Source organism: Qipengyuania sp. 902, assembly GCF_051195295.1.
Lineage (GTDB): Bacteria > Pseudomonadota > Alphaproteobacteria > Sphingomonadales > Sphingomonadaceae > Qipengyuania.
Map to the genome: position 1 here is coordinate 301,849 of NZ_JBNJLJ010000001.1, position 20,062 is coordinate 321,910.

Below are 20,062 nucleotides of genomic sequence, written 5' to 3' on the forward strand. Positions count from 1 at the left end.
ACGGACAGGGCCTAACCCTGCATTTCCTCGAGTTCCAGCCCCTTGGTTTCGCGGACCATCACCCAGACGAACACGATCGAAACGGCAGCACTGATCGCATAGAAACCATAGGCCCCCGAAAGGCCGATACCGGCCAGCATAATCGGAAAGGTCATGGTGATACCGAAGTTTGCGATCCACTGCGCAAAACCGCTCACCGCCAAGCCGGACCCGCGGATCTGGTTGGGGAACATCTCGCCCAGCATGACCCACATCACCGGGCCCCAGCTGAAGTTGAAGAACGCCACATAGACATTCGCAGCAATTAGCGCCGCGAGGCCGGCATTGTCTGACAGCTCAAGCGTTCCTTCGACAAGCGAGCCGCTCATGAACGCGACGGCCATGATCCCCAGCGTGATGGCCATGCCTATCGAGCCGATCAGCAGCAGCGGCTTACGTCCCAGCCGATCGATCAGGGCGATGGCAAGGATGACCGAGCCGATCGAGATCGAACCGCTCAGGATGTTGATCTTGAGTGCATCGGATTCGCTGAAGCCGACCGCCTGCCACAGCACCGCGCCGTAATAGAAGACGACGTTGATGCCGACCAGCTGCTGGAACACGGCCAGCCCGATGCCCACCCAGACGATCGTGCGGATCTTGCCGCTCGTCTTGTCGACGAGGTCGGACAGGCGCGGAGCATGGTCGTTGGAAATCGAGGTCTCGATTTCGCTGACCTTGCGGGCCGCGACATTGCCGCCGAACAGACGCTCGAGGACCGTATGCGCCTGGCTGCCTTCGCCTCGCGTAACGAGATAGCGAGGGCTTTCGGGAATGAAGAGCAGGGCCACGAGGAAGATGATCGCCGGGATCAGCTCCATCCAGAACATCCAGCGCCACGCCTCGAACCCCATCCAGAAAGCCTCGGTCGAGGAACCGGCGTATTCGGCGAGCAGATAGTTCGACAAAAACGCCGCCGTCAGGCCGACGATGATCATTACTTGTTGCAAGCTGGAAAGCCGACCGCGAAGATGCGCCGGAGTGACCTCGCTTATGTAAGCAGGCGCCAAAACGCTCGCTGCGCCGACCGCGAAACCGCCGATGATGCGATAGATCACGAATTCGGTCGAGGAACCGGCAATCCCGGACCCATACGCGCTGATGACGAAAAAGGCCGCCGCGATCAGCAGTGTCCGTCGGCGACCCAGAATGTCCGACAGACGTCCCGCGACGAATGCACCGACCGCGCAGCCGAGCAGCATGGAGGCGACATTGAAGCCGGTTCCGACATCGTCCGAATCGAAAGCGATCCGCAAGCCGTCCACCGTCCCGTTGATGACGCCGCTATCGAAACCGAACAGGAAACCGCCCAGTGTGGCAACGGCCACGATCGCGGTGATCAGCGCCATATTGGCGCCGGAATGCGCATTGTCCAAAATTCTCTCCCCTCGTCGTGCTGTTGCACAATCGTCCAGTTATGGTAGCGCTACCTTTCACCGAAATTCGCGGCTTGGCAAGCTGCGTTTTCAGATCATGCAAAGAATGTAATTTTGGAGAAATCGGGATGCTGACAGGCAAGAATTTGGTCGCGGGCGAATGGCGTAACGGTGACGGGACCTTCACGGCCGTCGACGCCGCTAGCGGCGATGCGCTCGGCCCCGACTTCGCCGAAGCTACGAAGCAGGACGTCGCCGATGCCTGCGCCGCGGCCGCCGAAGCCCAGAAAGTGTTCGGCGCGCTGCCCTTGGCGGAACGCGCGAAATTCCTTCGCCTCGCCGCCGACAAGATCGATGCGCTCGGAGATGATCTCACCCGGCGGGCTATGGCGGAAAGCGGCCTGCCCGAGGCGCGCCTGACCGGGGAACGCGGCCGGACCGTCGGCCAGCTGCGGCTGTTTGCAGATGAGGTTGAGGACGGTGGGTGGCAAGACCTGCGCATCGATCATGCCGACCCCAGCCGTACTCCGCCCAAGCCGGACCTCAGGATGCGCAAGATACCGGTCGGCCCCGTTGCCGTGTTTGGCGCGAGCAATTTCCCGCTCGCCTTTTCGGTCGCGGGGGGCGACACCGCATCGGCGTTTGCCGCCGGGTGCTGCGTGGTTGTCAAAGGGCACCCTGCTCATCCGGGCACGTCGGAACTGGTGGCGGGCGCGATTGCCGAGGCGGTTAGCGAGTGCGGCCTTCCTGCAGGCACATTCTCGCTTCTGAGTGGCACGGACTATGCGCTTGGCGAAGCTTTGGTGAGCGACCCGCGGGTCGCTGCAGTCGGTTTCACGGGCTCGCGCGCGGGTGGGCTGGCGCTGATGAAGCGCGCTGCGGAGCGCGAAGTGCCAATCCCGGTCTACGCCGAAATGAGCAGTATCAATCCTGTGGTTCTGATGCCCGGCAAACTGGAGCAATCTGCAGAAGAACTCGCATCGGCCTATGTCGGCTCGCTTTCGCTGGGAGCAGGCCAGTTCTGCACCAACCCGGGTATCCTATTGACGGTTGAGAGCGAAGCGACCAGCCGCTTCCTCGCTGCCGTAAAGGAAGCGCTTGGAGCGGTTCCTGCGCAGACCATGCTTACCAGCGGCATCAGCCACGCCTACCGCAGCGGGATCGAGACGCTGGGCGGGCTGTCGGGCGCCGAACTGGTAGGCGTGGGCGAAGAGGGTTCATCGGGCTGCGGACGCGCGCATGTTTACACTGCGACGGGTTCTGACTTCCTAGCGGACCCTGCCTTCGAGCAGGAGATTTTTGGCCCCAGTTCGATCGTGGTGCGCTGCAAGGACCTCCGCGAGGTTGCACAGGTTCTCGACGAACTCGAGGGCCAGCTCACCACAACACTGCATATGATCGAAGCAGATTACGACGATGCGGCGAAGCTCCTGCCCATCCTCGAACAGCGCGCCGGCCGGATTATCGCCAACGCTTGGCCAACCGGTGTCGACGTAACCCACGCCATGGTCCATGGCGGTCCATTCCCAGCCACTTCCGACGGGCGCAGCACTTCTGTCGGAACGCTTGCCATAGGACGGTTCCTGCGACCGGTTTCGTACCAGGATCTACCATCAGTGCTCTTGCCTCAGCGTTTAAGAGATGATGCCCGACCTAAACTTTCCCGCATCAATGGTGAGTGGAGGGCGCTCCCCGATACGTGATGCTAAGGATAACCCCCGCGAATTTCCTGCAGCGCGCAGCTGCTGCGAATAGGCGCGTGCCAATAGCGACATCTTGGGGGCAGAGCGTCCGTTTGCGAATCCATCAGTTGAAAAGCTGATAGTCTGCAAGCGACCCGATTGCGGACGTTCCTGGACTGGCCTCTCCGTTCGCAAAGCTGCCGTTCGGATTTGGATCAAAGAAGCTCCCGTTAAGCGGATAGAGTGGCGTCCTGCTGACAACTTTTTGGTATTCTGCCCCTACTTGAGAAACCGGGAGGGCACCGCTTTGCGGAAAACCACCGTCGTCATTTGCAGCATGATTATCGCTGCCGGGTTGGTTGCTGCTGCGATTTCGCTCTTCATGGGTGGAATACGTCTGTTCCCGCTTACCTTCGCGGTCGTAGCAGTATTGGCATTTGTCTTGGGCTTACCTCTGTACTTGGCAGCGCGCTCCGCCGGTAAGGTTAAGTTGATGACGGCGGCGCTCGCCGGGTTCGTTGTAGGTGCGGCCATTCCTGCTTTTCTTGTGCTGATTGGACCAGCAGCGGATAGTGCTTCCGTTGGCGGCACCGCGACAGTGGTTGGCGGTACTTACACAGTCGCTGGATGGCTCAATAATCTCGGAATGGTCCTCGCCTTTGGCGCCGCCGGTGCGATAGGTGGCGCAGTGTTCTGGGCAGTTGTTCGTGGTTGAGGCGATCCTGAGGAAATCGGCAACGTCCGCATGGCCGTCCTAGTGTGCGCTGCTGGCTGCGTACTTGTTGGAGCATTGACCACCTCCAGCCTCACCATGGATAGAAGTTGCCACAACCCGCTCAGAAATGGCGGCACCTCGATCAGCCCAACTGCTGGCTTCACCCTTCTCGCCGGGAAGGATCAGTGGCCCAAAGTCGAAGCGATCCTCGAAGAGTTTCAGCGCTCGAACGACTGGGCAATCCAAAGTGATGTCAGGCTAAGCGATCACTTCCCTTGGTTCCAAGTCAGCGTATGCGAGGAACCGGGCACTCAGATATTCGCCCACGGCCTTCTCGATTTCGGGGGCCGTGATGAAGTCCGCTTCGATGCGTTTACATTTGCGAATGGGGCCGAGTGGGAGGAAGCGCTCCGCTCGATCCACGACGCGGTAAAGTCGCAGCAGCTTGGCGAGCTCGAATACAAGCACGGTGAGGAATGGTCGAGCGACCCGCCAGGATGGCTGGACTTCAGCGATGAACCGTCCGAGTGAACCGGTCCTCCCCGCGGCGACCTCAACTGAGTGACAATGTCCGTTTCTCTGACTTTGCCTGCAAAACCAGACGGTCCGCCTTGCACCCATAACCAGGCACTCGCATGCTCATGACCAAAACAAAGCCGCCAGTCCGCTTTCAGGTATTTGTAGAGAGCGTCTGAACGTCCAAAATTAGGGCGCAAAGCTGTCGTTCTTACTCGCGAAAACCACTCGACTTCAGCCGCAAGCCAAGCATTGGCGTCCTCATCGCATCATAGCCAATAGGGCGCGGTGCCGGCCCCGATTCTGAGGCGGATCGGGGCCTAGGGTGGTAGGGGCGGCGCGGTGTCGCTCCGAGCAAGGAGAAACACCCATGACTACTGCAACCAAGACTGTCAAAGTTCCTACAGCCGACAAGAGCGAGAGCAGCATTGACAAAGACATCGCCCTGATGAGGCGCACGAAAGGAGCAAGCATCGAGGAGATGGCCACGGCGACCGGCTGGTTGCCGCATACCACCCATGCCGCCCAGAGCGGCCTGCAAACCTAGCAAAAGCGAAATCGGATAGTAGGACACCATTTTGGCTCGGGAGACTTCTCGGCCCGAGTGACTCTAGTCTCTCTAGGTAGACACTCTCTTCGGCAAAGCTCGCATAGGGCAGCCTCGCAAAGTCGCGGAAACGCGGGAGGAAATCCGGCAGCCCCTCGAGTCTCCCGATTTGGAAGGAAATCGAGGACTGGGTGGTGAGCCGTGCTGGGTTCGAACCAGCGACCTACTGATTAAAAGTTAGTGAAACTTCATCGGTAAGTTGGTCGAGCGATGAGGCCACTCTGCGCTTATATCCGTAAATTGCCGCCTAGCGTTGTTATCAGTTGTTGCAAGTTTGATTGCTGTTGCTTACTATCTGATTGCTAGACGCGATTGGAGAGCGGTTAGATGCCTAAAGCAGCAATCACGAAACGGACGGTCGACGCGGCAAAGCCTAGCGAACGCGATCAATTTATTTGGGACATCGATGTCGCCGGGTTTGGCCTCAAGGTCACGCCTGCCGGGGGCAAGGTCTATGTGTTCCAGTACCGCATGGCTCGTCCTGGCGAGGCTGCTCGTACTGCCGCTAAGCGTTACACGATAGGCAAGCATGGCAAGCTGACAGCCGATCAGGCCCGTTCCCGAGCAAGAGAACTCGCTGCGATGGTGGAGATGGGGACCGACCCGCGCCAAGCTGAGATTGATGCGTTTGCCGCCATCGAAGCCGAGAAAACCGCGAAAGCAGAGCGGGTGCGGCTGGAAACAGAGCTCGCCTTCGATCGCGCCGCCGACACATGGCTGGAGTACTATGAGCATGAGAAAGGGCGCCGACCGGCTAGCGTTCGGCAGGCCCGTCTAATCGTTGCAAACCATCTGAAACCGGCCCTCGGCAGCAAGCCAATGCCGCATATCGACCGCAGCGACTTGCAGCCCATCCTCGACAGCATTCCCGCCAAACAGAAAGCCACGAAGCGCGCTGTCTTCGCCTATGCATCGATCCTGTTCGGCTGGGCGGCGAAGCGTGGAATGATCAACGGCAACCCGCTTACTGCAATGGAGCGCCCTTCGCCGCCGGATGCTCGCAAGCGCGTTCTCACTGATGCGGAATTGGCAGACACGTTTCGGGCCACGCAGGATTGCCGCACGCCTTTCGGTGCCTTCTTTCGCCTGCTGATCCTTACGGGCCAGCGCCGCAGCGAAGTCGCGGGTATGGAATGGAGCGAACTCGATCGCGCCAGCGCTGTTTGGACTATTCCTGCAGAGCGCGCGAAGAACAAGGCTGCGCACATCGTTCCTCTTTCTGCACCTGTTCTGGAAGAACTCGATCGCCTTGCTGGCGTGAAAGGCCAAGAAAAGCAGAACTGGCCCGTCAGTGGCTTCGTGCTGACCACGACCGGCGAAAATGCGATCAGCGGTATCTCAAAGGCTAAGCTCGCATTGGACGCCGCGATCGAAAAGGCACGCGATGGCGAGGCCTTGGCTGCATGGCGCATCCATGATCTTCGCCGCACTCTCGCGACCGGATTGCAGCGTCTCGGAGTCCGCTTCGAAGTAACCGAAGCCGTTTTGAACCACGTGAGCGGAGCCAAGTCAGGCGTAGCTGGCGTGTACCAGCAGCACGACTGGAAAGATGAAAAACGCTCAGCACTCGAAGCTTGGGCAAGGCATGTATCGTCGATCTTGAACCCTGCGCCTGCTAAAAATGTAGCCCATCTGAGGCCGGCAATCTCATGATACTTTGGACCTGTTGCCGAGGCCATGGCCAGGTCTGGAAGCCAATGAGTCGGACGCGGCCATCTGCAGGATTTCAGATGGCCGCTCCGTTTCAGTCAAAACTCCCCGGCGACCCCGGCCCTAACAGCCGTTGAGTTACCACCAGCATAGGTGGCCCCAGCGGTAATCGCGAAGTCTCCATCTAGTCGATGCATAAGGCCAAGCGAAACACCAACCTCGCCGCGATATGCCGCAACGTTGCTCGCATAGCTGGTCTTGCCCGCTGCCGAAGGGAAATGTGGGTTGGCTTGGGCTGCAATCGCAGCAATACCCCGCTGGGCATCGCGATCGACGGTGTTCGCAAGATCAAAGGCCCCCGCCAATTGTTCCTCAAGTACACCCACGCGACTCGAGAGCACGCCAAATTGCGCATCGGTGACAGCCGAGAACGCGTTCATAGAGAATCGGATATTGTTGACTGATGCAGCTGTCGCGACGGCGGTAGTGCCAAGTGTCCCACTGCTATCGACGGTGACCGCACTGACCGGTCCGACTTGTGCTGCGGTTGAAGCAGAAATGTCGCCGATTCGTACTGAACTACCCCTGCCACCAATTGTGACTTGGTCGGTGTCGGTGCTCGTTGATTGAAAGCCGATCGCGGTCGAGCGTGCGTGGCTGGCGCTAGACGAACTGCCTACTGCCGTTGTGTCGGCGCGCGTGGCTTCAGCAAGGTTTCCAACTGCAGTTCCGCGAGATCCGCTGCCATCGGCCTGCTGTCCCACGGCAGTTCCATAATTTCCAGCATATCCACCGAATCCAACGGCGGTGCCCCGGGTCGCGCCCACCTCAGAGTTTGTGCCGACAGCCGTTCCCCCGTTGGCTATAACGCGCGACCCAGCGCCTATCCCGGTGCCCGTTTGATTTGTGACCAGCGCACCGGATCCGATTGCATTGGAAAAAGTTTGGCGCGCTTCTGCATCAGAACCTAAAGCGAGGGAGTTATCGCCCTGCGCGTGCGAACCTGCGCCTACGGCGGAAGCACCCTCCCCATTTGCAGAGGCACCGGCACCATAAGCGGACGCGCTCGTGGCATCGGCTACAGCATCCACACCCACAGCGAGTGCATGATCCGCCCTTGCTTGCGCACCAAGAGTGTCGCCATCGCTACCGTCGCTACCTATGGCAATGGCACCTGCCAATGTAGCATTCGCACGACGGCCAAGCGTGATCGCATTATCGGCAAAAGAGTTGGCGCCAGATCCGATCGCGATTGCCCCTTCAGCGGTCGCGTCAGCATCATAACCGACGCTCAGGGAATCAACGCCTGCCGCATCCGACTTGCTGCCTATTGCTGTTGATTGCTGGCCCTCTGCGTCGGCATCTTGGCCAAAGGCGCTGGCGTCGGCTCCAATGGCGGTTGAAAATGCACCTACCGACGTCGCACTATCTGCCGTCGCTTGTGCGAATTCGCCAATCGCTACGGTTTCATTACTAGTCGCATCGCTATTTTCTCCGATCGACACGGCACCTTGAAAGGTTGCGTTGGCAAGCTGGCCGATGGCGATTGCATCAACGTTGCTCGCCGTCGCCTGAGTGCCGACAGCTATGGCTCCGTCGGCAAGGGAACGTGCTCCCATGTTACCAAAAAAGCCCCCGCCAATAGAAACCGATCCGATGCCAGTCGCAAGGCCGTCAATTCCGACCACAACCGCACCCCCCGCTGTAGCTTCACTTCTCACCCCGAGAACTGTGGCGCCCGCTGCGCTGCCAACAGAATTGACACCAATCGCAATTGCCTCGTTCGCTGTAGCAGAACTCTGTGCTCCGAGCGCAATCGCACCAACACCGCTAGTCTCCGAACTTAAGCCGATGGCTACTCCCAACTCCCCAGCCTGGGCATCATTGCCTAGGCTAGTGCCGAAACTTGTCGCCCCGGCATCGGCGCCGACGGCCGTGGCATTAGAACCTGCGCGTGAACCTGCTCCGACTGCGACCGCAATGTCCGATGCTGACGCGGCTGCACCAACCGCGGTCGCGCTATTGCTTGCGCCAGATCCTCCCCCGATCGCCGTAGCACCAGCAAAAGTTGCCTTGGCATTGTTGCCAATTGCCGTTGTGAGTTGCCTCTGGGCAGCACTGTTCGGACCCACAGCTACGCCGCCTTGCTGCGAATTAGAATTTATGCCGATGGATACCGCTCCTCCCTCATTTGAACTCGCATTCGCTCCTAAAACAACTGCGCCCCCACCCTCGGCATACGCTCCAACACCGCAAGCGAGACTTGTGTCGTCGTCATTGGAATCGGCGCCGCCATCATTGTCGGTCGGTCCAAGATCAACATTCCCGTCACCATCGCGATCGAGTAGACAATCATCGGCGCGGGCTTCTTGGAACGGCATCGCCAGTGAGGCCACCGAACATATAGTCAGAGCGCTCGAAATCAGCAGTGCTTTCCTCATGAAATATTCCTCTCTTCGAGAATTAAGGGCTAGTTCAGCCACGCGCTATTCCTAACATTAGATCGGCTAAGTGCCCAGAGTCTATTCTGCGCAAAACTCGAAGAACCACACTTCAATGGTCCGAGGACATCAATTATAATATTGACCAAAGCGATGAACGCAGTCACCTCCCGAAAGCACTTTTGATGTTTGCAGATCCGGACTTTGATCTGCATGATCGAGCGACGGGGATAGGCCGGCCAGCCGACAAGCGCGCTCACTCCTTCGCGCTTCCCCGTTCCTTTTCAGGAGCCGCTGTGGAGCGCGGTTATGTCTGACAATTCCGATCAATTGTCGCCTTTTGCAAAGATTGACCCGAAGGAGCTTGATGGTCTCAATCTTTGGGTAGCAGCCCTGAGGCGTCAGCTCGCCACGCTTAACGAAGTTGCGGAGGAGAGCTTATCAGCGGCCGATGACGAGAAAATTGATCTTATACGTGCTCGACAAGCGTCATTGGCCCTAAGTGTAGCGTTGGAAGCGCTTGCTAAATTCGGGATCAGTAATGAGGATTTTCGTGGCCTGATATGGTTGCAAGAGGAGTTGCTAAACGCAACCGCGGGGGCCTCGAGCCCTATTACGATAAGGGGAGCTAAAAAGCGCGGTGCTCCTCCTCGCCGTGCAGATAAGTTCGTTGTTGCTATGGTCGCCGGGCAAGCCATCAAAAGCCTCTCCCCATTTTATGACAGTGAGAAGGACGCCATTGTCGCGGCCCAGGCAATATTCGAAAAAGCAGGCTTGCGGAGCAGTGCGGGAGGTTCGCTACCGATTCCCACACTTACCGATTGGTACAAAGAGTTTCTCACGGATGAAAGCGCGGCCGTTACAGCGATGAAGCAGCAGGCTGCTGTCTCTCCACCTCAAGACAAGGAAGAGGCCCTGCGTCGTGTGCGAAAGATCGCAGCTTGGGCGACGGCAAAACCACTGTATTCTATGAATATGGATTAATCGTGTTTTAGCCTCATGGCAGGTGCTTACTCATGACGACGCTAACCAAAAGGAGCGTCGTCAATGTCGGAACTCCCCGAAATTCTGAATACCCGCGAAGCTGCCGATTACGTGCGGCTGAGCAAACCAACCTTGGAGCGATTTCGCTGTAGCGGGGACGGTCCGAAGTTTCTGAAATTATCGGATGCGGCCGTGCGCTATCGCCGCCGCGACCTAGATGCTTGGATTGCCAGCCGGCTCGTCAGCTCGACTAGCGAGGTGCCCCATGCTGCATAGAAAAAGGCCCCGCTCGAAGGCAGGGCCGATGATCATGCTGGCAGGCGTTGATCGGCTCTCTTCCTACCGCAATCTTTCCGAGTTCGCAAACTGTCCTCGTGGCCAAGCTAACCGGCACGTCTCGCGCAGGGGGTGGAAATGATCCTCCAATTTACGCGAACTCCCCTCAGGGCGCTGGTCATCATCCCGGGCGATCATCCTTCGATCGATTATTGCCGCCTCGTAGCAGGTGGCTGGCCAATTGATCGCGGAGTCCCTGAGATCGGTGGCCCCCTCCAATTGGTCCTCCGAAAAGCCAAGGACGATCCACGCGGTCTTCCTGTGACCATCCATCCCGAATGCGAACGGAGGGCTGCGGCATGACCTCGATCGTCAAAGAATTCGCTGGTCAGCGCTACGTCCGGATTGGCGAGTTCAAACGAGAACGCCGCGACGGGACGTTAGCGACGGTCCTTCGCTGGCAGTCGCACTGCGCTGAGTGCGGGGATCCTTTCGAGATCACCACACCAAAGGCCTCAAGCAAGTGGCAGCCGAACCGGAGATGTCAGACCCATAAACGCCCAGGCGTGAGGGTGAAATCATGAGTGCGGCGGAAAAGCTCTGTGCCGACCTGTTGGAGGCGGCACTCTCATACGCGGCTAAAGGCCTGCCGGTCTTCCCATGCAAGCCGGATAGCAAGCGGCCTTATACTTCGCACGGCTTCGAAGACGCTACCACGGATCCTGCTCGTATCAGGGAGTGGTGGGCTCGTTGGTCTAATGCGATGATCGGCATGCCAACAGGCAGCGGCACCGGCTTTTGGGCGCTCGACGTAGATGATCCAGAGGCTTTTGAACGGGCAATCTCGTTTGAAATTCCCGAAACGCGGCGCGTCGACACCGGCAAGGGATATCACCTCTACTTCAAAGCTGACCCGGCTAACCCCGTCACGAACAGACAGCGCAATGCGAAAACCGGATGGCCTTTCCCCCAACTGCCTGGCGCTGAAACTCGCGGCGATGGAGGATATGTCATTGTCCCCCCGTCGCGTCATCCTTCCGGCCGGATTTATAGCTGGCATGACGAAGCCAGCTTGCAGCATGCGCCAAAAGCCTTGCTCTCGATCGTAACGCGAGTGGCGAGAAGGTCTCCAGCTAACGAGAACGCGCGACCTGTCACGCCAGCTAGCCGGATTGGACACACTCGCTACGGACAGGCAGCGCTCGATGCCGAGTGCGACGCTATCCGAGGGGCGCGGGATGGCGAACAGGAAGCTACGCTCAATCAAGCCGCGCTGAAAATCGGGGCCTTAGCAGCTGGCGGGGAGGTCGATCGCAGTTCGGCCCGGGAAGCTCTGATCGAAGCAGGGGAAGCGATGACTTCCTTCGATCCTCGCCAGCCTTGGACGCCCAACAGCGTTTGCGCGAGGGTCGACCGCGGGCTCTCCGATGGTGCGAAAAATCCTCGCGGTGCGCCTGAGAAGGGCGGTGTGACGCTCGATCACTTCAGAGCGTACATGCCGCAGCACAATTACATCTTTGCGCCCACAGGCGAGCTCTGGCCGGCTACCAGTGTAAACTCCCGAATTCCGCCCGTCCCCCTGAAGAACCGTCGCGGCGAGCCGTTGCTCGACAAGAAGGGCGAGCCTGTAGAGCAGAAGGCAAATGCATGGCTCGATGAAAACCGTGCTGTCGAGCAGATGACATGGGCGCCCGGTCTGCCGCCGGTCATCGAAGACCGTCTCGTCTCCGAAGGCGGCTGGCGCGAAGAGCCGGGCTTCAATGTTTTCAATCTCTATCGCCCGCCCCTAATGATGGAAGGCGATCCGGCGAAGGTGGGGCCGTGGATCGATCACCTTCGGCGCGTCTATCCTGACGACGCCGATCACATGATCAACTGGTTCGCCCATCGGGCACAGAGACCGGAAGAAAAGATCAATCACGCGCTCGTGCTTGGCGGTGCGCAAGGGATCGGTAAGGATACGATCCTCGAAGGACCAAAGGCCGCGATAGGTCCGTGGAACTTCTCCGAGGTTTCACCGCAACATTTGCTAGGCCGCTTCAACGGCTTCGTAAGGTCGGTGATCCTTCGCGTCTCGGAAGCGCGCGACCTGGGCGACGTCGACCGGTTCGCCTTCTACGATCACATGAAAACCTACACGGCCGCTCCGCCTGACGTTCTGCGCGTCGATGAAAAGCACTTGCGCGAATACGCGGTCTTCAACGTCTGCGGTGTGATCATTACGACCAATCACAAGACAGACGGCATTTATCTGCCGGTCGACGATCGGCGCCACTACGTGGCCTGGTCGAACCTGACACGGGAAAGTTTCTCGGAGGATTACTGGTCGAAGCTTTACACTTGGTACGAGCGAGGCGGACTCGGTCACGTCGCAGCCTATTTGCGCTCGCTTGATCTCTCGTCATTCAATCCGAAAGCCCCTCCGCCGAAGACTCCAGCGTTCTGGGATATCGTGTCGGCAAATGCCACGCCTGAAGATGCCGAGCTAGCAGACGCGCTCGATGTGCTGGGGTGGCCAAGTGCGACAACTCTCGCCCAAGTCGCAAGCGTCGCTCCTGAGGATTTCCGTGCGTACCTTACCGATCGCCGGAACAGTCGGCGCATTCCACATCGGCTGGAACAGTGCGGCTACGTGCCGGTGCGAAACGAAGCTGCGCGCGACGGCCTGTTCGTCGTGAACAAGAAGCGCTGCGCAATCTACGCGAAAAACACCCTCTCAATCCGTGACCAGATTGTCGCGGCCGACAAGCTTATCAGGAGGTGAAGTCAATGAAGTCAGTGATCCACCATTGCACTCCAAATCAGGAATATAACGAAAACAAACCCTTAGAAATGGCAAAGCGTACACGCGTGAAAGGAATTGGGACGCAATGCGCGATCACTGACTTCACCGATCTCACTGATCAGGTGGAAGGAGGTAGGCATGTCTGAGAATACGTTTGAGACCGGCACTGACATACAGGTTGGCCAGTACGCCCGCGTGCCCGCGCGCGTGGGGGAAGGCGAACTCACACCGATCCAGCAGGAAATCTGCGATCGAGTCATGAATTGCGAGAGCGTCCGATCTATCTGCGAAGATACGGCCATGCCGAGCCGTACTACGGTGCTGAAGTGGCTGGCCCAGAGCGAAAGTTTCCGCACCGCCTATGCGTTGGCACAGCTTCTTTCATCCGATCAGCTGGAGGAAGAAGTTATTGAGATCGCCGATGACTCGAAAGGAGATTTCGTGGATGGCGAAAAGGGCAAGGAATTCGATCGCGAGCATGTCGCAAGAGCAAAGCTTCGGATCGATGCCAGGATCTGGGCGGCCTCCAAACGGAACCCCAAAAAGTACGGCACTGCCAGCACCCTCAATTTCAATGATGTGCAAGCCCAGAAACGTGAGCATTCACGGGCGGAGATTGCGGCACGCCTAGCGGCCATGATCGAAGACCGTCGCGAGCAAGGCCTGTTGCCCGATCTGAGCGAAGGGGAGGACTGACCGATGGACATACTTAGATGGATGAAGGGCAGCACGCCTGAGAATGCCGAGAGGTTGCCCTGCTCATCCTCGAACAAGGCACGAAAGAGCGCACCCCTCAGTGGCACGCGAATATCGACGCTGCGATCGAAGAGCAGAACCTCAATTTTGAGATACGAGAACCGGCGGCCTAGCATCCACCTGAAGGTGGAACAGTCTGAACGACGTTAACGAAAGGAATGCCAATGCCGTACGCCTCGAAGAACACTGCCGATATCGCACCTGATCACCGTCGCAAGCTTCCGCTTCGTCCGAAGCCCGAGGTGTCGGGTCCACGCAATTCCGTGTCGCCCTCGCCCACGGCGCCCAGCGCCTGGCCAAAGGGCTAAGCCGATGGCCACCCCTCTGCATCGCGAACCGATCGTGTTGAAAAACAGCTCGTTCAGGCGACCGCCGGAAGTGGTGGCTGCGACGCGGCAATGGCATGTGCAAGATGCGACCGCGCAGCCGAAGCCCAAATTCTATGATCCCTACGCCGATCTCTATCGGTGAATTGACCTCGAAACCGAAGGAGTACCGACATGAGTAACATCGTCCCCGATCAACCGACTGGCAAATACAGACGGGTCGATCTTCCTGTCAGTGAACGCAAAACCGATGTCGAGAAGTTCCTCGGCTATCGCATGGAGCCGGTCGAAGAGGACACGTATAGCGTTCTCGGCGATAAGTTCTATGGCCGCCCGATCGTCGGCAAGCCTGCCAAGGGCAACGGCTGATGTGCGGCCCCGCCCTCGTTCCAGCGCTCATTGTGGCATCCACAGCGGCAACAGCCGCGGGGCAATTGCAGAGCGCGGCCTACGCATCCCGCATGTCTCGCTATCAGGCGCAGGTAGCTGAGCAGAACAAGCAATTGGAGCGCGAAGGCGCCGAGGATGCAATCAGGCGGGGTCAGGATCAACAGAGGCAACTTGGCCGAGACATCGCCAGCCGCGTCGGTGCTCAAACCGCACGTATGGCTGCGAACAATATCGATGTGACGATGGGATCAGCCGCGCGAACGATCGCCGACACTGAGATGATTGGGCGTGAAGACATGGCAGCGCTCAGCGAGAACATCGATCGCCAGGTCAAGTCTCAGCAAATCAGTGCGTGGAACTATGAAAGCCAGAAGCGCACCGCGATGATGGAATCTCGACAAGCTAGAACGGCCGGCATGTTTGCGGTCGGAACAACCTTGCTTGGTGGAGCTACCCAATACGCAGGCTTCAAAGCGCAACAGCGTGGAGCCTGAGTAAGGGGCGACGGTTCAATGCGACCCGACCCGTCGCCCCACCATATAGGTGGCCCTTGCATCCCATACAAATACTGCTAACGTTCGTTGCTAGGAATTGTATGGAGCCTAATAATGTGCAAGGCAGTGGCTTATTACCGCGTTTCGACCAAGCGCCAGAGCGCGAGCGGTCTCGGTATGGATGCGCAACGCAAGGCTGTCGAAGATTGCTGCCGGCAACGTGGGCTCGATCTAGTCGCACCGCCCTTCGAGGAAGTGGAAAGCGGGAAGCGTAGCGATCGGCCGGAACTGGCGAAGGCAATTGAACGCTGCAAGCTGACAGGTGCAACGTTGGTGGTTGCCAAGCTTGACCGCCTCAGCCGTAACATCGCGTTCCTTACTGCCCTGCAGGAAAGCGGGATCAAGTTCATCGCTGCCGATATGCCGGAAGCAAACGAACTGACGGTGCATGTCATGGCTGCAGTGGCCCAGGCAGAGCGCAAGGCCATCTCCCGCCGTACGAAGGAAGCTCTGGCTGCTGCAAAGGCTCGTGGCCAGAAGCTCGGTAATCCTAACGGTGCTGCAGTGCTGCGCCGGCATGGCGGTGGCGCGAAGCTAGGCGCTGAAGCAAGGGCCAAAGAAGCCGAGCGCTTTGCAATCTCGCTCAAGCCGACAATCGAGCGACTGCGCGGCGAGGGGCACCAATCCTTGGGCGCTTTGGCCAAGGCGCTGAACGCTGAGGGTATTCTAACGCCTACTGGTCGCGAGACTTGGCACCCTTCCGGCGTGCGGAACCTTCTGGCCCGTCTAGGCTAGTGGCTCTCTGAAACTTTACAGTTTGATCCTAGTGACTAGACTTCCCTCTTATAGGGGGTGATCCATGAAACACGTAATGGCTGGTTTAGCAGCGATCGTATTCGGCTTTTCTTTGAGCACCGCGGTCGTGGCACAGGATCGAGTACCGCTCCTTACAGCCGATCAAATGCTCGAGAACTTGGGCAATGAGAAACAAGCCCCATTAGCTCAGGTGATCCTTCACGTGGTGTCACTTTCCTTGAGTGCGGCGAACGCCGACCTGGAGAGCAAAGAGCAGCCGAAGCTCTATTGTGTTCCGATACATCTGGCGCTTACTCCAGAACAGAATCGTGGCATCTTCGAGGACTACTTAGCGCGTTCGCCAGAAATGGGTGAGTTCCCCTATTTTATGATCATGCTGTCAGCGCTCCAAGACACGTTCCCTTGCGAGTAGTGGCATTGCTTTCATCGTCCATCCTGACCGCTACAGCTCGTCTGGCGTCTGAACGGAGGGCTTTGGATGGACTGCTATGGCGAGCGGTCTTTTTGCTCTTGAGCACGAGGGGTCGACACACTGGCCACGATTATTGGGTGGATCCGCGTTCTGACTTGTCTCACGGCCTACCACGATACGGTTCGCAGGCTACGCCGTCACCATCACCATCCATGTGCGCACCATAACCAGGCAGCCCGCGATAGAGCGGAGTTGCTCCTGCAGCTCGGGCCTCTGTGCAATTTCGATAATAGACACCCGTTTCCTGCACAGCCCTGAGAGCTGCCGCCCTATTGGCCTGCCGGAGTTCCGCTTGGTGCTGCCGATCAGAACGAGCTTTCCGTTCGATCATTGCTTGCCGCTCTGCAACGGAGTGCGTGTCGCCCGCGCGAAACTCAGATAGCATCTGAAATTCCGAGGACCAAATACCTACGCCTCGGCTGCGCGCTGCTTCTTCGGCAGAGACGTACGCGCTGGAGAAATCCCGTAGTGCTACCGCATAACCTTGGCGAACCATCTGCTCGCCGAGATCGTACCCACCAACGAGGCAGGTAGCGACGATCCGGCCATATTGGTCGGTTGAGCGCTGGGTGCAATTCACACTCCCTCGCTCGACCAACGCGGCAAAGGCACTGGATGCGTCAGCTCCACAGGACCAAGCTTGTCCATCGCGGTCGCACGTTTGATGTTTCTCGACCGCATCGATCCCAAAAAGACGGAAGCGGGCCTCGCCGATCTCCAGACTATCTCCATCGACGGCCCGGACCTTGCCTACATAAGTTTGGGCATTGGCTGGCGTTGAGACGCACAACCCCATGATCGCTGCCACCAGGAGTTTCAAGCTGCCAATTGCGCTTGGACCTTGCACGATGTTCTCCCCCCTATTTGAATAGATCCATGGTCAGCCACTGGCTCGATTCAGTCAATGACTTCCCCCTACAGAATAGCGCCTACGGATGACGCGTCACTTTGGCGCTAGACGGTCTTTCGCCGCAGTTTTCGCAGCGCAGCCGCGCGATCAATTCGTAAAGCTTCATCGAAACAGGCAGCCAGTGGACGCGAGCAAAATCACGCAGCGGATAGGTCACGTTCCGATTGCAACGGCAGTGAATGCGCAGAAACGCATTCGGCTGATACCATATCGGATCGACCGGTTTCGGGCTGGTGTAGTCGGCCATCGCCCTCAATTGCCAAATGCGGAACGATTCGGAACCTACGTCTGATGAGGAGTAGTGGAACGCGGTCACAGGGGTGCGATTATCACGCCTTGTGAGGTGAACGTCTAGGTGACTGTGAGTCTCTGGGCGCTCAATGTCCTGCCTGCCGCATTATCCGCATTGCCATGGCGCGAGCAGCATCCGCCCAAGTTGTCGACCTTTCGATCTCCTCAAGGGGAGTAGCTAGGATCACCATCTGATCCCCTTGATGCGCCTCGAACGGAGCGAAGACGATATATTGGGGATCCCGCTTTAGAACACCCACACACCCGGCATGAGCAATGTTTTTTCGTGCCTCATAGTGAAATTTGGACTGACGCTGGAGATCTTTCACCTTTGCGAGAACCTCCGGCACCGCACCAGCGTCGCGGAGTCGCTGTCGCAGTTTGGTCCACCCCATCGATAGCTGAAGCCTATCGTAATCTTTCGCTCCTTCGAGAAGCGACCGATTTTCTACGACGGTGAGCATCGCGCGAAATTGACTTTCGAATCTCGCCCAAGCGAGCGTGCATTCGGCCATGGCCAGCTTATGCTGATCTGTAAGTCCCGCCTGATCGATATCGTCCATGTCGATTTTCATGGATGGGTTGTGGGGCGCTCTGGGGGATTGATCAATGCAGAGGACTGACGTTCTCCCGGCGCCCGATAAGATATCTTCTCAGAGGTCTGGTAATAGCCCCGTTTGCTCAAGGAGTCCCATGAGGTGCTGGCCTAATCGACTGAGCCGAGCGGCTCGCCATGCCAAAAATTCGAGGTCGCCGAGCGGCATACGCCGGGTTCGATGCTGGGGCCCTTCATGCCCGACCGTAGGAAAATCCTGAAACGTCACTCCCCAAGCCGGCATTACCTGCATCCGGGCGTGAGCAATTAAGTGCCGCAAGTGCGCTTGGGCTTCGAACCGTAACAAAAACCGATCCGCAGTTCCTCCAAAGCGAGCGAGATCCCCCACCGAGAAAGCTTCCCGCAGAAAAGCGATACGCTTGTCGGCGTGGTATGGCATCTTCTCACGAAGCGCGGCGTATTGCGGAATTTTAGAGATTCGTAGGGTGAGTTCGCCGATCCGGGTTTCGATGTAACCGTAGGCTGAGACGATTGCGCCCCGAAAGAAAATCGCCGCCTCAACCTCGCCGCGAGGGACCCAGGGGTTTACCTCAACCGCATACGCACTGCGCGCCAAGCCTTTAGCTTCTCTAAGATGCTTGTTCAGGGGCTCGGAATAATAATCGGACATGACGAAAGCATTCCGCGTGCTTGCTATCTGATTGCTGGATAGGAACTGCAGCACTTACTTCAGAGCTAATGACAACTAAGTCATTGGAATCGTGGTGAGCCGTGCTGGGTTCGAACCAGCGACCTACTGATTAAAAGTCAGTTGCTCTACCGACTGAGCTAACGGCCCGACCACGGTGGGGCACCTAGGCATGCGGCGGTGGGCGGTCAAGCGGCTCTTGCTTGTTTGCGTGCATTCGCGTGGCTACCACCGGCCGAGGACAGGAGCCGCACGGGATTTATGGTCGAACCGCTGGACGCGAAAGCAGCGCAGAGCCGCACCGGCGGGCCGTCGTTCACGCTTGGCAACCGTTTGCTGCGGGTGGTGTGGCAGGCCTGCTGGCTGGTCCTGTGCCGCTGGACGCCGCCGCCGCTGCATGGCTGGCGGGCGCTGATGCTGCGTTTGTTCGGCGCGTCGCTGGGGCGGGGATGCCGGGTCCATGCGAGCGTGCGGATCTGGCTGCCATCGACGCTGACGCTCGGCGACAATGTGCTGATCGGGCCCGGTGCGCGCATCTACAATCAGGGCCGCATCGCCATCGGCAACGACAGCGTGGTTTCGCAAGGCGCGTTTCTCTGCGCGAGTACTCACGACCTGTCGGACCCCGACTTCCAGCTGCAATTGCGCCCGATCACCGTGGGGCGGCGCTGCTGGGTCGCGGCGGAGGGGTTCGTCGGGCCCGGGGTGACCATGGGCGACGGAGCCGCCCTCGCCGCGCGGGGCGCGCTGTTCGAGGATGCGGACAGCTGGACCGTCTATCGCGGCAACCCGGCCACTGCCATCAAACCGCGCGCGCTTCGAGCTGCCGCAGCGTGAGGCCGGTCAGCGGATCGCGCCAGCCAGGTGCGATCTGCGCTGCCGGGATGAGTACGAAAGGACGCTCGCGAAAAGCCGGATGCGGAATCGCCAGATCCGGCGAAACCCAAATGCCGCCGGTCCACAGGACGATGTCGAGATCCAGCGTACGGGCCCGCCAGCGTTGGCCTCGCCGCTGCCGGCCGAAGTCCCGCTCGACTGCCTGCAGCAGTGAAAGCATGTCCGGCGGAGAAAGGTGGCTCGCGACCAGTATCGCGGCATTGGCATAGCGCCGCTGCGATGGCCCGACCGGCGCGCTTGCGATAATCGGAGAGACCGCCAGCACGTCCAGCTCTTGATCGGCGAGAACCTCGATCGCAGCCCGGAGTACCGCGCGCGGCCCGCCTACGCCGGATAGCCGCATGTTCGACCCCAGCGCCAAGATATAGCGATGTCCGCTTGCCTCGCTCATGCCC

The 20,062-nt window shown here is 58.8% G+C and carries 22 protein-coding genes and 1 tRNA gene; 15 read left to right on the forward strand and 8 right to left on the reverse strand.

Going from position 1 to position 20,062, the window contains the following annotated elements:
- Positions 1-11 precede the first annotated feature (11 nt).
- Positions 12-1,418: a sugar porter family MFS transporter gene (locus tag ACSH0F_RS01370; protein WP_435200513.1), complete on the reverse strand. Its 1,407-nt coding sequence runs from the start codon at positions 1,416-1,418 to the stop codon at positions 12-14.
- A gap of 125 nt (positions 1,419-1,543) precedes the next feature.
- Between ACSH0F_RS01370 and ACSH0F_RS01375 the strand changes: the two genes are divergently transcribed.
- The 5 genes from ACSH0F_RS01375 (at position 1,544) to ACSH0F_RS01395 (ending at position 6,588) form a co-directional block, all read left to right on the forward strand.
- On the forward strand, positions 1,544-3,118 hold the full coding sequence (locus tag ACSH0F_RS01375) for an aldehyde dehydrogenase (NADP(+)) (RefSeq protein WP_435199182.1): 1,575 nt from the start codon (positions 1,544-1,546) through the stop codon (positions 3,116-3,118).
- Positions 3,119-3,404: 286 nt separating this feature from the next.
- Positions 3,405-3,812 (forward strand): hypothetical protein, encoded by a 408-nt coding sequence (locus ACSH0F_RS01380; RefSeq protein WP_435199184.1) that lies wholly within the window; start codon positions 3,405-3,407, stop codon positions 3,810-3,812.
- Between the two features lie 75 nt (positions 3,813-3,887).
- Complete coding sequence (locus ACSH0F_RS01385; RefSeq protein ID WP_435199186.1) at positions 3,888-4,343, forward strand: hypothetical protein; 456 nt, start codon at positions 3,888-3,890, stop codon at positions 4,341-4,343.
- A 355-nt stretch (positions 4,344-4,698) separates the two neighbouring features.
- A complete protein-coding gene (locus ACSH0F_RS01390) occupies positions 4,699-4,875 on the forward strand; it encodes a DUF3489 domain-containing protein (protein WP_435199188.1) in 177 nt (58 codons plus the stop codon).
- Between the two features lie 387 nt (positions 4,876-5,262).
- The gene (locus tag ACSH0F_RS01395; RefSeq protein ID WP_435199190.1) at positions 5,263-6,588 is read left to right on the forward strand and encodes a tyrosine-type recombinase/integrase; all 1,326 of its coding nucleotides are present in this window, start codon (positions 5,263-5,265) and stop codon (positions 6,586-6,588) included.
- A 95-nt stretch (positions 6,589-6,683) separates the two neighbouring features.
- On the opposite strand, the gene ACSH0F_RS01400 is transcribed toward ACSH0F_RS01395, so the two are convergent.
- A complete protein-coding gene (locus tag ACSH0F_RS01400; protein WP_435199192.1) occupies positions 6,684-9,026 on the reverse strand; it encodes a hypothetical protein in 2,343 nt (780 codons plus the stop codon).
- A gap of 309 nt (positions 9,027-9,335) precedes the next feature.
- Here ACSH0F_RS01400 and ACSH0F_RS01405 point away from each other — a divergent pair, with 309 nt between their 5' ends.
- The 9 genes from ACSH0F_RS01405 (at position 9,336) to ACSH0F_RS01445 (ending at position 16,265) form a co-directional block, all read left to right on the forward strand.
- Entirely contained in the window at positions 9,336-10,010 is a 675-nt protein-coding gene (locus ACSH0F_RS01405) for a hypothetical protein (RefSeq protein ID WP_435199194.1), read from the forward strand.
- A gap of 63 nt (positions 10,011-10,073) precedes the next feature.
- Entirely contained in the window at positions 10,074-10,286 is a 213-nt protein-coding gene (locus tag ACSH0F_RS01410) for a helix-turn-helix transcriptional regulator (RefSeq protein WP_435199196.1), read from the forward strand.
- A 580-nt stretch (positions 10,287-10,866) separates the two neighbouring features.
- Positions 10,867-13,050 (forward strand): bifunctional DNA primase/polymerase, encoded by a 2,184-nt coding sequence (locus tag ACSH0F_RS01415; protein WP_435199198.1) that lies wholly within the window; start codon positions 10,867-10,869, stop codon positions 13,048-13,050.
- A gap of 159 nt (positions 13,051-13,209) precedes the next feature.
- The gene (locus ACSH0F_RS01420; RefSeq protein ID WP_435199200.1) at positions 13,210-13,767 is read left to right on the forward strand and encodes a hypothetical protein; all 558 of its coding nucleotides are present in this window, start codon (positions 13,210-13,212) and stop codon (positions 13,765-13,767) included.
- Positions 13,768-14,139: 372 nt separating this feature from the next.
- Entirely contained in the window at positions 14,140-14,298 is a 159-nt protein-coding gene (locus tag ACSH0F_RS01425; protein ID WP_435199202.1) for a hypothetical protein, read from the forward strand.
- A 29-nt stretch (positions 14,299-14,327) separates the two neighbouring features.
- On the forward strand, positions 14,328-14,522 hold the full coding sequence (locus tag ACSH0F_RS01430; protein WP_435199204.1) for a hypothetical protein: 195 nt from the start codon (positions 14,328-14,330) through the stop codon (positions 14,520-14,522).
- A gap of 92 nt (positions 14,523-14,614) precedes the next feature.
- A complete protein-coding gene (locus tag ACSH0F_RS01435; RefSeq protein WP_435199206.1) occupies positions 14,615-15,037 on the forward strand; it encodes a hypothetical protein in 423 nt (140 codons plus the stop codon).
- Positions 15,038-15,151: 114 nt separating this feature from the next.
- Positions 15,152-15,832, forward strand: a complete 681-nt coding sequence (locus ACSH0F_RS01440) for a recombinase family protein (protein ID WP_230833404.1) — start codon at positions 15,152-15,154, stop codon at positions 15,830-15,832.
- A gap of 64 nt (positions 15,833-15,896) precedes the next feature.
- Positions 15,897-16,265, forward strand: a complete 369-nt coding sequence (locus ACSH0F_RS01445; protein ID WP_435199208.1) for a hypothetical protein — start codon at positions 15,897-15,899, stop codon at positions 16,263-16,265.
- Positions 16,266-16,425: 160 nt separating this feature from the next.
- Here the strand turns inward: ACSH0F_RS01445 and ACSH0F_RS01450 are convergent, their stop codons facing one another.
- The 5 genes from ACSH0F_RS01450 to ACSH0F_RS01470 form a co-directional block, all read right to left on the reverse strand.
- Positions 16,426-17,133: an excalibur calcium-binding domain-containing protein gene (locus ACSH0F_RS01450; RefSeq protein WP_435199210.1), complete on the reverse strand. Its 708-nt coding sequence runs from the start codon at positions 17,131-17,133 to the stop codon at positions 16,426-16,428.
- 121 nt (positions 17,134-17,254) lie between these two features.
- Positions 17,255-17,482, reverse strand: coding sequence for a hypothetical protein (locus ACSH0F_RS01455; protein WP_435199212.1), 228 nt, complete (start codon positions 17,480-17,482; stop codon positions 17,255-17,257).
- A gap of 130 nt (positions 17,483-17,612) precedes the next feature.
- Positions 17,613-18,101, reverse strand: a complete 489-nt coding sequence (locus tag ACSH0F_RS01460) for a hypothetical protein (RefSeq protein WP_435199214.1) — start codon at positions 18,099-18,101, stop codon at positions 17,613-17,615.
- Positions 18,102-18,179: 78 nt separating this feature from the next.
- Complete coding sequence (locus ACSH0F_RS01465) at positions 18,180-18,752, reverse strand: hypothetical protein (protein WP_435199216.1); 573 nt, start codon at positions 18,750-18,752, stop codon at positions 18,180-18,182.
- Positions 18,753-18,844: 92 nt separating this feature from the next.
- Positions 18,845-18,920: transfer RNA gene (locus ACSH0F_RS01470), tRNA-Lys, on the reverse strand.
- A 57-nt stretch (positions 18,921-18,977) separates the two neighbouring features.
- Here ACSH0F_RS01470 and ACSH0F_RS01475 point away from each other — a divergent pair.
- The gene (locus tag ACSH0F_RS01475) at positions 18,978-19,607 is read left to right on the forward strand and encodes a DapH/DapD/GlmU-related protein (RefSeq protein WP_435199218.1); all 630 of its coding nucleotides are present in this window, start codon (positions 18,978-18,980) and stop codon (positions 19,605-19,607) included.
- Here ACSH0F_RS01475 and folK read toward each other — a convergent pair.
- Positions 19,573-20,058, reverse strand: a complete 486-nt coding sequence (gene folK / locus ACSH0F_RS01480; RefSeq protein ID WP_435199220.1) for a 2-amino-4-hydroxy-6-hydroxymethyldihydropteridine diphosphokinase — start codon at positions 20,056-20,058, stop codon at positions 19,573-19,575. The two genes, ACSH0F_RS01475 and folK, sit on opposite strands and share 35 nt — an antisense overlap.
- Between the last annotated feature and the right edge of the window lie 4 nt (positions 20,059-20,062).

Bases quoted from the DNA above. Each gene is read 5' to 3' on its own strand.
- ACSH0F_RS01390 (WP_435199188.1), top strand. From the start codon at position 4,699: ATGACTACTGCAACCAAGACTGTCAAAGTTCCTACAGCCGACAAGAGC.
- ACSH0F_RS01420 (WP_435199200.1), top strand. From the start codon at position 13,210: ATGTCTGAGAATACGTTTGAGACCGGCACTGACATACAGGTTGGCCAG.
- ACSH0F_RS01375 (WP_435199182.1), top strand. From the start codon at position 1,544: ATGCTGACAGGCAAGAATTTGGTCGCGGGCGAATGGCGTAACGGTGAC.
- ACSH0F_RS01460 (WP_435199214.1), bottom strand. From the start codon at position 18,101: ATGAAAATCGACATGGACGATATCGATCAGGCGGGACTTACAGATCAG.
- ACSH0F_RS01425 (WP_435199202.1), top strand. From the start codon at position 14,140: ATGGCCACCCCTCTGCATCGCGAACCGATCGTGTTGAAAAACAGCTCG.
- ACSH0F_RS01410 (WP_435199196.1), top strand. From the start codon at position 10,074: ATGTCGGAACTCCCCGAAATTCTGAATACCCGCGAAGCTGCCGATTAC.
- ACSH0F_RS01395 (WP_435199190.1), top strand. From the start codon at position 5,263: ATGCCTAAAGCAGCAATCACGAAACGGACGGTCGACGCGGCAAAGCCT.
- ACSH0F_RS01430 (WP_435199204.1), top strand. From the start codon at position 14,328: ATGAGTAACATCGTCCCCGATCAACCGACTGGCAAATACAGACGGGTC.
- ACSH0F_RS01415 (WP_435199198.1), top strand. From the start codon at position 10,867: ATGAGTGCGGCGGAAAAGCTCTGTGCCGACCTGTTGGAGGCGGCACTC.
- ACSH0F_RS01405 (WP_435199194.1), top strand. From the start codon at position 9,336: ATGTCTGACAATTCCGATCAATTGTCGCCTTTTGCAAAGATTGACCCG.
- ACSH0F_RS01435 (WP_435199206.1), top strand. From the start codon at position 14,615: ATGTCTCGCTATCAGGCGCAGGTAGCTGAGCAGAACAAGCAATTGGAG.
- ACSH0F_RS01445 (WP_435199208.1), top strand. From the start codon at position 15,897: ATGAAACACGTAATGGCTGGTTTAGCAGCGATCGTATTCGGCTTTTCT.
- ACSH0F_RS01455 (WP_435199212.1), bottom strand. From the start codon at position 17,482: ATGGCCGACTACACCAGCCCGAAACCGGTCGATCCGATATGGTATCAG.
- folK (WP_435199220.1), bottom strand. From the start codon at position 20,058: ATGAGCGAGGCAAGCGGACATCGCTATATCTTGGCGCTGGGGTCGAAC.
- ACSH0F_RS01440 (WP_230833404.1), top strand. From the start codon at position 15,152: ATGTGCAAGGCAGTGGCTTATTACCGCGTTTCGACCAAGCGCCAGAGC.
- ACSH0F_RS01400 (WP_435199192.1), bottom strand. From the start codon at position 9,026: ATGAGGAAAGCACTGCTGATTTCGAGCGCTCTGACTATATGTTCGGTG.
- ACSH0F_RS01465 (WP_435199216.1), bottom strand. From the start codon at position 18,752: ATGTCCGATTATTATTCCGAGCCCCTGAACAAGCATCTTAGAGAAGCT.